We start from the raw sequence: 11,923 nt of genomic DNA, 5'->3' as shown, positions 1-11,923 counted from the left end.
CGAGATCTTCTATGCGCCACGTCGTAGCAACGTTCGTTCTCATCATAAGTACCATCACGGTATCGGCCCAAGATCCCATGCAGGTCAGGCTTGCTGATGTCTGCACAATGATCAGTGGGAAGAGCCTACGGTTCGACACGGTCTTCACCACCGAGTTCCTACAGAAGGTGCCACCGATGCAGCTCACCATGGTGGTGCAGCAACTCACGAAGGAATCAGGAGGATGTGTCTCAACTCGCATTGTTGAGAGTTCCGGTGCATTCCGTGCCAAGGCAGAGGCGGTTACAACAAATGGCTATGCTATTCCGATCAACATCTCGATCACGGAGAAGCCCCCTCACAGGATCGATGGACTGTTTCTCAAGCCGCCGGTGAAGATGTCGGCCGATCTCACCACGATCATGGCAGATCTGAAGAAGCTACCCGGATCCACATCCCTGTATGCTAAAAATCTCACCACCGGCAAGGTGATCGCCCAATCCGACACGGCCCTCTACCTCCCTACCGGCTCGTCGTTCAAGCTCTGGATACTTGGGGAGTTGACTCGATCCGTTATTGCCGGTGAACATCGGTGGGATGAGGTGGTGTTGCTCGACTCCAACCGCTATTCCCTTCCGTCGGGTGTGATGCAGTCATGGCCTCATGGGGCTCCTGTTACCTTACATACCCTTGCCTCACAAATGATCTCCATCAGCGACAACACAGCAACCGATCTGCTGCTGCATCATCTCGGACCGGAGAAGGTGGAGCGGATGGTTGCCGCAATGGGACATTCGAAGCCGGAGATGAATGTACCGTTCATGTCGACGCGACAGCTCTTTGTCCTCAAATTCAGCGACAGTGCACGCAGAGCTCATACCTACCTCTCGCTCGATCAAGCACAACGTCGAGCAATGTTGGATGAGATCACGCGAACCGTCCCCTTGAGCGCCGTGAACTTCATCGATACCACGGTTCTGCCAGATAAACTGGAGTGGTTCGCGCGCACCCCCGACCTCGTTCGTACCATGGATCGGCTTCGCATTCTCTCGGAAGATCCCAAGGCAGCCCCAGTTCGCGGGATCCTCAGTATCAATCCGGGAGTAGAGGTTGATGCCAAGACGTGGAAGTTCATCGGGTACAAGGGAGGCAGTGAGACGGGCGTTTTGAACATGACCTATCTGCTCCGGCATTCGTCGGGAGAATGGTATGGCCTCTCGGTCTCCTGGCTCCGCACCGACGCTGCCGTAGACCTCATGTCCTTCGCCGGGATCGTTGAACGTGCCATTCAGCTCATCGCCCCGTAACTTTGCGAGATGTTATGTCTCGCCTGCCCCACAAATCTGGAGTGGATCCCCGTTGCGGTTGCCAACCCGGATCTGATCCTACAGGATCATGCACACTGCGAAAAGAAGGCCGCGTTCTTTGCGCTCACTATGATCAATCGGTATCCTGACAGAACACGTCTTGTGCGGGATATGATCGAGCTTGCAGCAGAGGAACTTGAGCACTTCACCACGGTGATGAATGAGCTGGAGAAACGTAACCTCACGCTGGGAAGAGATGCCGGAAGTGATTACGCCAAGGCATTGCACGATCATATCCATGGAACTGAGCCAAAACGTTTGCTCGACTTCTTGATGATCGGCGCATTTATCGAAGCACGCTCGTGTGAACGGTTCTCCCTACTTGCCAAACATGCTCCAACAGAGGAGATGCGAGAGTTGTATCGCTCGTTGTTTGAGAGTGAGGCCGGCCACTACAGACTCTACACCGACATCGCTCGAGAGTATTTCCCGCACGAGGTAGTGAAGCAACGCCTGCAGGAATTTGGTCAGATCGAAGCCGAGATCGTTAAGGGGCTTGCCAACAAACCAACCATGCACGGCTAATGGCAAACATCATCTTCATGGGCACCCCGGAGTTTGCCGTGCCGGCCCTGCAAGCCATCCATGCCGAGTTCGGTGTGCAGACGGTTGTGACCGCTCCCGACAAACCTCGAGGCAGAGGACAAAGCGTTACGCCATCAGCTGTGAAGCAGGCTGCAATGGATCTTGGCATCACCGACATCTTGCAACCGGCATCTCTCAAGGACCCGAACTTTGCAGCAGAGATCGCTTCACGCGATCCGGATGTGATGTGTGTGATCGCCTTTCGTATCCTCCCGAACGCGGTATACTCCCTCGCTCGCAAGGGAACGTTCAACGTACACGCCTCCCTGCTCCCCCGGTTCCGTGGCGCTGCCCCGATCAACCACGCCATCATGGCCGGTGAGCAGAACACGGGTGTTACGTCCTTCCTCCTCAACGACGTAGTGGACACCGGAACCATCCTCCTCCAACGTCAACTCCCGATCCCTGACGGAATGACTGCCGGTGAGCTGTATACGGCACTCATGCCCCTTGCAGCCGAATGTGCAGTGGCAACGTGTGCCGGACTCCTTGCCGGTACGCTCCGGCCACAACCGCAGAACGATGACTTGGCCACTCCCGCGCCCAAGGTCTTCCGAGAAACAAGCGCTCTTGACTGGACAAACAACCGCTCATCGGTTCGTAATTTCATTCACGGTCTGTCCCCTTCACCTTGTGCGTGGACGATATGGAACGGCGAGATCCTCAAGATCTACCGTGCTTCCTACATCGATGGTAACGGGGCTCCTGGCACCTGGCAGATCCGCGACGGAGTGTTGCGCGCCGCCTGTGCCGATGGGCTGCTCTCGATCGATGAACTACAGTTGCCCGGGAAACGGAGAATGGCAGCCGCTGATGTGATGCGTGGATATCGTGGTCAAACTGAAGGATCGTTTCAATGATATCACTTGCTGAATACGTACGGTCAACACCGTTCATCGTCTGCGCACACCGCGGTGCTTCCGGGATCGCACCCGAGAACACGTTGGCGTCGCTTCAGGCGGCGATCGATACCGGTGCGATGATGGTGGAACTCGACGTGCAGGTGACGAGTGATAATGCACTCGTGGTCTTTCATGACGAACATCTCGATCGTACAACGAACGGTCACGGCGACATACGAGAATGTTCTCTCAACGACATCCGCTCGCTCGATGCCGGTTCCTGGTTTGATGTTCGGTTTGCCGGTGAACATGTGCCCCTTCTCGAAGAAGCGCTGAATGTGATCAAGGGTCGGGTCTACCTCAACATCGAGATCAAGCCCCTTACCGCAAGTGAACAGGCTGCTCGCAACATCCACGCAATCGTCCAAGCGATCATCAATGCCGGTATGACGGATCATACAGTCTTTGCATCGTTCGATCACCATGCATTGCTCTTTATCAAGTCCATCGATCCGCATTTGCGCACGATCGCGCTCAATGTGCCCGACGATGAACGTTTACCACACGAAGTAGCTCGTGAGTGCCTTGCCGACGGATATGGGTGTTCTGTTGAAGAGCTCACGCCGGAGCGTGTAGAGGACTGCAGAGAACACAACATTCCTATCGGTGTGTATACCGTGAACACTCCAGCCGAGCTCGAGTATGTGATCGACGTGGGCGTGCAGGGTGTTGTGTCGAACTATCCCGATGTGATCATGGCCCACTATCGAACACTCTCCATCACTTCATAACACCATGGACCCCGTCACCATTCTCGGCCTCACCGCCGGCTGTTGTTCTACGTTTGCCTTGGCTCCGCAGGCCTTCAAGGTCTGGCAGACCCAACAAGTGGATCAACTCAGCATTGGCATGCTTGGTCTGATGATCACGGGCAGCATGTTGTGGCTTTCGTATGGACTCCTGCGCAGCGATGTGAGCATCGTCTGGGCCAACGCTGTGGCATTTCTGTTCATCATCTACATGTTAACGAAGAAGATCGCTGATATGCGTCAGACAGGGAGACGATGATCATGGGAAAACGAATTGGTGTGTTGCTCAGCGGCTGCGGCGTCTACGATGGATCGGAGATCCAAGAAGCCGTCCTGTCGCTACTGGAGATATCACGTCACGGCGGCACAGCAGTGTGCATGGCTCCGAATGCACCGCAACACCACGTGGTCGATCACGTGACTGGTGAAGCAACCAGCGAGACCCGCAACACCATGGTGGAAGCAGCGCGCATTGCTCGTGGAGTGATTCGTGATGTGGCATCTGTTTCCGTCGACGAGATCGATGCCTTGGTCATGCCCGGTGGTTTCGGTGTTGCGAAGAATCTCACATCATGGGCATTCGATGGTCCGTCCGGCACCATTCGTGACGATGTGCGCTCCATCATCCTCGGCATGGCACGAGCCAAGAAGCCCCTTGTTGGACTCTGCATGGCCCCTACCACCATCGCAAAGGCGCTTGAAGGCTCCGACATCGAAGCTCATCTCACGGTCGGCACAGACCAAGCCCCTTCTCCCTATGAGATCGCAGAGATCGCCCAAGGAATGGAGAGCGTCGGCGCTCGCTCCCACATGAATACGATCGAAGAGATCACTGTTGATGTCTCCAATCGGATCATCACGGCGCCCTGTTACATGATGGAAGTCTCGATCTCTGAGGTACACAACAACGTGCGAGAGGCCATTGATGCGCTGTTCATGATGCTCAACGAGGATCATGTCTGAACTCATCGCCCTCCCCACGCTGATCTTTCCAACGTTTGAGGCCCGGATCTCGAGCGACGACGGAACACTTCGCATCTTCGATCCCGTTCGTAAACAACATGTTGCACTTACGCCCGAGGAATGGGTCCGGCAGCACTGCCTTCATTGGCTTGTTGGCAAAGGCTTTCCGATAGGACGCTGCAGCGTGGAGAAGGTGTTGGATAAGAACGGACTCCGCTTTGATCTTTTGTGGCTCGACAACAACCTGCGTCCATTCCTCCTTGTAGAATGTAAGGGGGCTGATGTTGGCATCACCACCGATACGCTCCGTCAGTCCGCCTGGTACAACATCACCCTCAAAGCCCCCTACGTCCTCCTCACCAATGGTCGCGTTGCCTATTGCGCCCACGTTGATGCCGATGGCACCGTGGACATGATCGATGACGTGCCTGCCTATCCTGCTTGACCATGGAAGTCCTCCTCCGTTCCCCGCTCGACATGCACATCCACTTCCGTCAAGACGCAATGCTTGACGTAGTGGCACCACTCTCCGCACAACACTTCTCGGGCGGCGTGATCATGCCGAACCTTGTGCCACCGGTAGACTCGGTAGAGAGACTGCTCTGGTACACGGCCGAAGTGAAGCGCGCCGTGGGTGCTCATCGGTTCCAGCCCTACATGACGTTGTTCTTCCGCGACTATACACGCGAGGAGTTGGTTGCTGCAAAGCCCCATATCATCGGCATCAAGCTCTATCCGGCGGGCGCTACAACGAACAGCGAGAACGGCGTTCGTGAGATCATGTCGATGAAACATGTGTTCGCCATGATGGAGGAGCTCGATATCCCGCTACTCGTCCATGGCGAAACACATGGCTTTGTAATGGACCGCGAACGTGAGTTCTGCGACGTCTACCGTTCACTCGCAACCACCTTCCCACGGTTGCGCATCACGATGGAACACATCACAACAGAAGCGGCTGTTGCCCTGTTGGATGAGTTTGAGAACCTACGCGCAACGGTCACACCGCACCATCTGATCATCACGCTTGATGATGTGGCAGGGGGCATATTGAACCCACACTTGTTCTGCAAGCCCATTGCAAAACGTCCGGAAGACCGCGCGGCACTTCTTGAGGCTGCGCTCAGACCACATCCGCGGTTGATGATGGGAAGTGACAGTGCGCCACATCCGATCCACAAGAAGGAATCTGCCGGGTGCGCAGCCGGTGTGTTCACGGCCCCGATCCTCCTGCCGATGTTAGCCGAGCTCTTTGAGCAGAACAATGCGCTCGGATCGTTGCAGGCTTTTGTGAGCGACAATGCTCGACGTCTCTATGGTGTTGAGCCCCCTGCCACAACCGTACACTTGGTGAAGGAACCGATGACGATCCCTGATCGCTACGGAGACGTTGTACCAATGTGGGCCGGCAAGACGCTGTCCTGGAGCGTACGGAGCGTAGAATGAGATACCTCCTCATCTTTCTCCTGTCGTGTAGCTGTGCTTTTGCACAATCTACGTTTGACACCTGCAGTGCAGAAGGAAATGCGAAGAGAGCAAATGCAAAGGCGTTGAATCTCAAGAAGAATCGCGACGGGTCGCCAACCGATGCTCAGATCAACACGAAGATCACGTTTGACGTACTGATGACGTCGGGCGAACATCCAACGTTGTTCAAAGAAGGAGATGGAGCAGAGATCGTTGGCTATGTCTCCGAGGTAAAGATCGGCGCAATTGAAACGTGCAATTGCAAGGCCAAGGATTCGGCACATCGAGACACGCACATTGAACTTACGATCGACCCAATGGACGAGGGCAACAAGAGTAAACTCCTCGTGGTTGAGGTAACCCCACGCTTCCAAAAGATCATGAAGGACAAAGGCCTCAACTGGTCAAGTAGAGGCCTTCGTGATGCATTTCTTGGCAGATGGGTCAAGGTACGGGGCTGGGTGTTCTACGATGCCATGCACGACGATGAATCAGCATCAAGTGAAGGTACACGTGTTTGGCGCGGATCACCGTGGGAGATCCACCCGGTAACGCATATTGAGATCACCACGCGACCTCATCATGACGCCCACGTTCAGCCAACGCCTGCACCTACACCTGCGCCTACGGAGACGTCCACAGCGTCAGAATCCACACAGTGCACCGGTAAGACGCAGAAGGGCAAACGTTGCTCGCGTATGACCACCGACCCTAGCGGCAAGTGTTACCAACACAAGTGATGTTCCGTAGGACTTAGGAGTCAGAGCTCTTGAACATTTCCTTCAACGAGCCCAGAGATCCCATCACACCACTTGCCTCATAGGGCATGAAGACGGTCTTGTTACCGTTCAGTCCAAGTTCCTTGAGTGCCTCGATGTAGCGGATGGCGATGAGGTATTGCGTTGGGTCGCCCCCTGACTCCTTCACCGTGGCCGTTACGAGTCGGATGGCCTCTGCTTCCCCTTCCGCCACTCTCTTCCGTGCTTCGGCTTCACCCTCGGCGATAAGGATCTGAGAGCGCTTTTCGCCTTCGGCATTGTTGATCTGGGATTCGCGTTGACCAAGAGATTCAAGGACGGCGGCCTGCTTGCTTGCGTCAGCTGTGAGGAGTGTAGCTCGACGGTCACGTTCGGCACGCATCTGCTTCTCCATGGCATCCTGGATATCGCGCGGCGGGATGATGTCCTGCAGCTCAACACGATTGACCTTTACCCCCCATTTGTTCGACGCTTCGTCGAGAATGATGCGGAGTTTGCTGTTGATCGTATCGCGCGACGTAAGCGTTTCATCAAGATCCAGCTCACCGATCACGTTGCGCAATGTTGTTTGCGTGAGCTTTTGGATAGCATCCGGCAGATTCGAGATCTCGTAGACACTCTTCATCGGATCCATCACCTGGAAGTAGAGCAGCGCATTGATCTCGATCGATACGTTGTCCTTGGTGATCACGTTCTGACGTGGGAAGTCATAGACACTCTCGCGCAGATCGATCCGCGGTGTTTTGGAGTGCATATAGGCGTATTTCCCCGATGGGTCGGTCTTCACATATCGCCAGTCGATGAGACGGGGCTTATCAATGATCGGCAGGATCACATTGATCCCGCTTTCGAGTGTCTTGTGGTACCGCCCAAGCCGTTCAACGATCATCGTTTCGGCCTGACGGATCACAACAACAGATTTGAAGAGTAGGATCAGTACAAACAGTACTGCTACAATGAGTACATACTCCATGGTTTCCTCAACGGAAGATGATGGTTACTTATTTAACGTGTTCCACATAGAGGATCGTGGAATCAACACGTACGATACGCACAGAGTCACCTGCGGAGATCGTAGCGTGATCGATGGAGATCGCTCTCCACGAGTCCCCGTCCACTTGAACGCGACCTTCAACAGATGGCACGGATATCTCGTCCGTTACGCGTACGATGCGTCCGATCAATGCATGGGCACCGGTTGCGTGGTGTTTAGCCCCCTTCATGAAGGTCTTGTGGAGGAGGGGGCGGATCGTGACCAAGGAGACGAGTCCGGCAACGATGAAGACGATCACCTGGATGGTGACCGAGGCGCCGAACCATGCGGCAGCGCTAGCGGCCATACAGGCAACGGCAACGTTTGCAAGGACAAAGCCGGGGGTGACGATCTCCAGAATGAAGAGGATGATCGCGGCGGCAAGCCAATATTGGGCGGGTGTCATGTTCACTTGTTGTACGCGAGATACGCGTCGAGATTGAGCGATTGACGTAGGAGAAACTCCGCATAGAGTCGCTTGTAGTTTTGGATCTCCGGAGCTGCGGCCATTGCATCACGATAGCATCGATACGCGTCGTAATTCAGGCCTTGATCTTCATACGCTGCGGCGAGGACGAGGGCACCAATGGCAGATGAAGCATCTTCCATGTCTTCGTTCACGCTGGCAATGAGTTCTGTTGCTACTGTGCGATCGGAACCGCCAAGCATCCACAGGGCATATTCGGCTGTGCGTTCATCGGCATTATCACTCTTCTCTACGTGCCAGTAGTAGAGAGCATTGTTCTGCATCCCGATACTGCTCATCGTGATCGTGAGCGTTGTGTCCGTTGTTTCACGAGTGACGATCACCTTGTCATCGCGGTCAGTAACAACAAGCTTATAGCGCGGGATCTTTGCTGAGCGGTGCCAGGTGAACTGAACGGTGTCCGTGAGGAGTCGGGTATGACGTGGCATGATCACACTGAACACCTCGCCCGACCCGATCTGATTTGATTCCACGGCGGCAAGTGCTTGCAATTCTCCCGGACCTCCAACCCAACGCAGGACGGAATCAGCAAGGCTTACTTCGTCACCCGTTGCACGCTCCACCGAACCCGTCGTGCGCATGTTACTGCGACGGTTGTCCGTGAACGTGATCGGTTCCTTTACCTCGGTGAGCTCACCAACAACGTAGGTGGCGAACTTCCCGGATACGCTGCCGGTCTTCTTCGATACGGCTTTGTCGAGTTCAGAGATCTTGATCGTACCCTCCTTGCGGACCTCAACCGTTCTCCCGTTCACGTGTGCGAGACTTGCATAGCCCCCTTTTGCAACCGTGATCTTGTCCGAGAGTTTGAGTTTCTGTCCAACAGAGAGCTTTTTGCCACCGTCAAGCGTAACGGAGCCCCGAGTGGCGAGCACCTTGAATTTGTCCTGGGCAGTTCCGAGAGCGGTGAGCAGGACGAGGACGACGAGAAATGTACTGACACGGTTCATGATTCCTCCGAAGACGGCGCGGAAGTACGATTTTCTGTCTGCAAAGATGCACGACGGCGACGGATCCTAGCCCATCCCGTGAGAATGATCTTTTTGAGGGAGTCCTCGTAGAGGTCGTGGATGGTTCCCACAAGGGCCACACCGATCAACGTAGGCGTCAGGGCAAGCTTGTATTGGTAGGTATCGAAGACCACAATGGTCAGGTAGAGGATCAGGAGCGACTGACCGAGCTGCGTGATGATGGCCAGGGTATCGTACCAATTCTCGTAGTGTTTATAGATGAACGTAAAGAGGTTCACGTTCAAGATCAGCACCACCAGAGCCAGAACGATACTGAACCAGAAAGGCATCGTGTTGATGAACTGTCCGGAGAGGATCATCGAAAGCACGTTGGCATGGATCACCACGCCATACATATCCGGATAGCTCCGTCCGGCATAATGTTGATTAAGGGGCGTAAAGAAATTGTCGCTGTAGGCTTGGTCACCGATCTTCGGACCAAGGAATCCCATCAGCACGATCTTCCCCTTCAGCAACGACAGATCTGTTTCCGGATCGAGGACCTGATCCGCATCGAATGAATAGAACTTCTCCAGTCCACCACGGAAGTTCACAACCTCATGCGTCTCATGTCGAGCCAAGGCCGCTGCCGCCCGTTCCGGCGCAACTGCCTGTGCGATCCGAATTGGGAACGAGTGTTCCTTCTTCCCGGCACACTCCTCTTCGAACGACACTTCGCGCACCGTCATAAAGGCCGCTTCTTGATCGATGATGAGGTTCGCATAGCCCGTTGGAGCGTGCGCCGTAAACATCGGGTGACTCGTCTCAAGCGTATCAAAGACTCGGTCGGCCTCAACCGCACTGGTCACCCACTGTTCCACTACCCCTTCTTCTGCCTCTTCTTTGAACGCCACCTTGCTCACAAGCACAAGGTTGGGTGTTGCCTGCATGGCGGCCGATAGCGCCGAATCCGACGCGGGATCTTCTTCCTTTGGTGCGCGGAAGAATGCATCGATCCCCACCACTGCCGGTTCTGCCTGGTTGATACGACCCAGCATCTCTGCGATCTCGCCCCGCCCCCTATCACCGATGTTCACGATCACGATGTTGGTATCTACCGTAACCTTGGATTCATCACGGAACTGCGTGAACACCATGTCCGTCATGTCAAAGTCGCCCAAGGCCTGCGTGATCGGATTCAAAAAATCAAAGTTCTTTGGCACCACATACAGCATCGCCACTGCACAACACGTCGCAACAACGATCGCCAGGTTATCGAAGGAGAAGAAGCTACGCATGGGGGAAGTTACGGGGTTACGAGGTTACAGGGTTACGGGGTTACAGGATTACGAGGTTACGGGGTTACGGGGTTACAGGGTTACAGAGTTCGCTGTTCGCTGTTCGCTGTTCCAGAAGTCCGTAACTTTCCAGAATGCCTTGGTCACCACCTACTGATATCATCCTTCCCAACGGGATCCGTGTTTTATGCGACCCTGTAGCCACGGTGGATTCGTGTTCGGTGGGGATGTGGGTGAAGGCCGGGACGCGTGACGAGCCGAAAAGGGGCGATGGGGTGGCGCATTTTGTGGAGCACACGTCGTTCCGTCGGACGAGGTCGAGGACGATGGCAAAGATCTCGCGTGACTTCGAGAACGTGGGCGCTTATGCCAACGCCTATACCACCAAGGAAGAAACCTGCTATTACGTTCGGACGCTGAGCGACCACCTGGAACGGGTGATGGATACGCTCACGGATGTGGTGATCCGGCCTGTCTTTGATGACGCGGATGTCGAGAAAGAACGCACGATCATCACAGAAGAGATCCGCTCGTACGAAGATGAAGCGGAAGAATACATCTTCGACCTCGGAGAACGTCAGGTCTTCAATGGACACACACTTGCTGTGCCGATCGTTGGCACCATCGCAAGCGTAGCGGCTATCACGGCCGATGATGTGCGCGCCTTCCACAACAAACACTATCACGCCGGAAGTATGGTGGTCGCCATCAGCGGGAGATTCGATATCGATGTCTTCCTTCGGGATGTGGAGCGCTTTACGGTTGATGTGCGCCCTCGACAACGCCCCCTGCGACGTTCTACTCCAAAGGAGTTACCGAAGAGTTCGGTTGTGGTCCATCGTCCGGTTCAACAAGCCCATCTTCTCTGGCAACATCGCACGTCGGGCTACATGCATGCCGATAAGTTCGTGTTGCAGGTGCTGAATGTGATCCTTGGTGATGGGATGTCTTCCCGACTCAATGTTCGTCTGCGGGAGTTACGCGGACTGGCCTATTCCGTCTACTCGCAGGTCCAACTCTTTGCCGACTGCGGAACGATGGCGATCTATGCCGGAGTGGATGAACACAAGATCGATCGGGTGAATTCTCTCATTGCAACAGTGCTCGATGAGATCGCGCGCGACGGAGTCAAGCGCACAGAATTGCAACGGGCCATCACGCAACTTCGATCCGGCAAGTTGATGTCGCTCGAATCCCTCACGGCCCGTATGACCATGCTCGGTAAGGGCATGATGGAGGAAGGGGCTCCTGAAAACCCGTATGAGACCATTGCCTCGATCGAACGTGTCACGCTCGACGATGTAGCGCGCGTTGCTCGCACGTTATGTCGGTCCTCGAACTGGAGCACATGTACGATCATGCCGTCAGCTGAGGATTGAAACCAA

The 11,923-nt window shown here is 54.9% G+C and carries 14 protein-coding genes; 10 read left to right on the top strand and 4 right to left on the bottom strand.

The window, feature by feature from the left end:
• Positions 1–11: 11 nt before the first annotated feature.
• The 9 genes from IPI29_00695 to IPI29_00655 are packed head-to-tail and all read left to right on the top strand — an operon-like array spanning position 12 to position 6,752.
• Complete coding sequence (locus IPI29_00695; protein MBK7411059.1) at positions 12–1,286, top strand: serine hydrolase; 1,275 nt, start codon at positions 12–14, stop codon at positions 1,284–1,286.
• A 9-nt stretch (positions 1,287–1,295) separates the two neighbouring features.
• Positions 1,296–1,871, top strand: coding sequence for a tRNA-(ms[2]io[6]A)-hydroxylase (locus IPI29_00690; protein ID MBK7411058.1), 576 nt, complete (start codon positions 1,296–1,298; stop codon positions 1,869–1,871).
• Positions 1,871–2,791 (top strand): methionyl-tRNA formyltransferase, encoded by a 921-nt coding sequence (locus IPI29_00685; GenBank protein MBK7411057.1) that lies wholly within the window; start codon positions 1,871–1,873, stop codon positions 2,789–2,791. The genes IPI29_00690 and IPI29_00685 overlap by 1 nt, the downstream gene beginning before the upstream one ends.
• Positions 2,788–3,564, top strand: coding sequence for a hypothetical protein (locus IPI29_00680; protein MBK7411056.1), 777 nt, complete (start codon positions 2,788–2,790; stop codon positions 3,562–3,564). The genes IPI29_00685 and IPI29_00680 overlap by 4 nt, the downstream gene beginning before the upstream one ends.
• A 4-nt stretch (positions 3,565–3,568) precedes the next feature.
• Positions 3,569–3,841 (top strand): SemiSWEET transporter, encoded by a 273-nt coding sequence (locus IPI29_00675; GenBank protein MBK7411055.1) that lies wholly within the window; start codon positions 3,569–3,571, stop codon positions 3,839–3,841.
• Between the two features lie 2 nt (positions 3,842–3,843).
• Entirely contained in the window at positions 3,844–4,545 is a 702-nt protein-coding gene (gene elbB, locus IPI29_00670; protein ID MBK7411054.1) for an isoprenoid biosynthesis glyoxalase ElbB, read from the top strand.
• Positions 4,538–4,990, top strand: a complete 453-nt coding sequence (locus IPI29_00665; GenBank protein MBK7411053.1) for a type I restriction enzyme HsdR N-terminal domain-containing protein — start codon at positions 4,538–4,540, stop codon at positions 4,988–4,990. Before elbB ends, IPI29_00665 begins: the two co-directional genes overlap by 8 nt.
• Before the next feature lie 2 nt (positions 4,991–4,992).
• Positions 4,993–5,991 (top strand): dihydroorotase, encoded by a 999-nt coding sequence (gene pyrC / locus IPI29_00660; GenBank protein ID MBK7411052.1) that lies wholly within the window; start codon positions 4,993–4,995, stop codon positions 5,989–5,991.
• Complete coding sequence (locus IPI29_00655) at positions 5,988–6,752, top strand: hypothetical protein (protein ID MBK7411051.1); 765 nt, start codon at positions 5,988–5,990, stop codon at positions 6,750–6,752. Before pyrC ends, IPI29_00655 begins: the two co-directional genes overlap by 4 nt.
• Before the next feature lie 13 nt (positions 6,753–6,765).
• On the opposite strand, the gene IPI29_00650 is transcribed toward IPI29_00655, so the two are convergent.
• The 4 genes from IPI29_00650 to IPI29_00635 are packed head-to-tail and all read right to left on the bottom strand — an operon-like array spanning position 6,766 to position 10,538.
• Complete coding sequence (locus IPI29_00650) at positions 6,766–7,743, bottom strand: SPFH/Band 7/PHB domain protein (GenBank protein ID MBK7411050.1); 978 nt, start codon at positions 7,741–7,743, stop codon at positions 6,766–6,768.
• Positions 7,744–7,771: 28 nt separating this feature from the next.
• Positions 7,772–8,209: an NfeD family protein gene (locus IPI29_00645; protein ID MBK7411049.1), complete on the bottom strand. Its 438-nt coding sequence runs from the start codon at positions 8,207–8,209 to the stop codon at positions 7,772–7,774.
• A 2-nt stretch (positions 8,210–8,211) separates the two neighbouring features.
• A complete protein-coding gene (locus IPI29_00640; GenBank protein MBK7411048.1) occupies positions 8,212–9,240 on the bottom strand; it encodes a hypothetical protein in 1,029 nt (342 codons plus the stop codon).
• Positions 9,237–10,538 carry a CHASE2 domain-containing protein gene (locus tag IPI29_00635; GenBank protein ID MBK7411047.1) on the bottom strand — a complete coding sequence of 434 codons (1,302 nt, stop codon included), beginning with the start codon at positions 10,536–10,538 and terminating at the stop codon, positions 9,237–9,239. The genes IPI29_00640 and IPI29_00635 overlap by 4 nt, the downstream gene beginning before the upstream one ends.
• A 134-nt stretch (positions 10,539–10,672) precedes the next feature.
• On the opposite strand from IPI29_00635, the gene IPI29_00630 reads away from it, so the two are divergent.
• Positions 10,673–11,917: an insulinase family protein gene (locus IPI29_00630; protein MBK7411046.1), complete on the top strand. Its 1,245-nt coding sequence runs from the start codon at positions 10,673–10,675 to the stop codon at positions 11,915–11,917.
• Positions 11,918–11,923 lie beyond the last annotated feature (6 nt).

This window comes from Ignavibacteria bacterium (genome assembly GCA_016707005.1).
GTDB lineage: Bacteria > Bacteroidota > Ignavibacteria > Kapaibacteriales > Kapaibacteriaceae > UBA10438.
The sequence above is the reverse complement of the archived record's forward strand: the minus strand, read 5'-3'. Positions and strand labels throughout refer to the sequence as shown.

Coding starts and splice junctions, on each gene's coding strand:
- IPI29_00645 (MBK7411049.1), bottom strand. CDS start 8,209: ATGACACCCGCCCAATATTGGCTTGCCGCCGCGATCATCCTCTTCATT.
- IPI29_00695 (MBK7411059.1), top strand. CDS start 12: ATGCGCCACGTCGTAGCAACGTTCGTTCTCATCATAAGTACCATCACG.
- pyrC (MBK7411052.1), top strand. CDS start 4,993: ATGGAAGTCCTCCTCCGTTCCCCGCTCGACATGCACATCCACTTCCGT.
- IPI29_00655 (MBK7411051.1), top strand. CDS start 5,988: ATGAGATACCTCCTCATCTTTCTCCTGTCGTGTAGCTGTGCTTTTGCA.
- IPI29_00630 (MBK7411046.1), top strand. CDS start 10,673: ATGCCTTGGTCACCACCTACTGATATCATCCTTCCCAACGGGATCCGT.
- IPI29_00680 (MBK7411056.1), top strand. CDS start 2,788: ATGATATCACTTGCTGAATACGTACGGTCAACACCGTTCATCGTCTGC.
- IPI29_00690 (MBK7411058.1), top strand. CDS start 1,296: ATGTTATGTCTCGCCTGCCCCACAAATCTGGAGTGGATCCCCGTTGCG.
- IPI29_00635 (MBK7411047.1), bottom strand. CDS start 10,538: ATGCGTAGCTTCTTCTCCTTCGATAACCTGGCGATCGTTGTTGCGACG.
- IPI29_00685 (MBK7411057.1), top strand. CDS start 1,871: ATGGCAAACATCATCTTCATGGGCACCCCGGAGTTTGCCGTGCCGGCC.
- IPI29_00665 (MBK7411053.1), top strand. CDS start 4,538: ATGTCTGAACTCATCGCCCTCCCCACGCTGATCTTTCCAACGTTTGAG.
- IPI29_00640 (MBK7411048.1), bottom strand. CDS start 9,240: ATGAACCGTGTCAGTACATTTCTCGTCGTCCTCGTCCTGCTCACCGCT.
- elbB (MBK7411054.1), top strand. CDS start 3,844: ATGGGAAAACGAATTGGTGTGTTGCTCAGCGGCTGCGGCGTCTACGAT.
- IPI29_00675 (MBK7411055.1), top strand. CDS start 3,569: ATGGACCCCGTCACCATTCTCGGCCTCACCGCCGGCTGTTGTTCTACG.
- IPI29_00650 (MBK7411050.1), bottom strand. CDS start 7,743: ATGGAGTATGTACTCATTGTAGCAGTACTGTTTGTACTGATCCTACTC.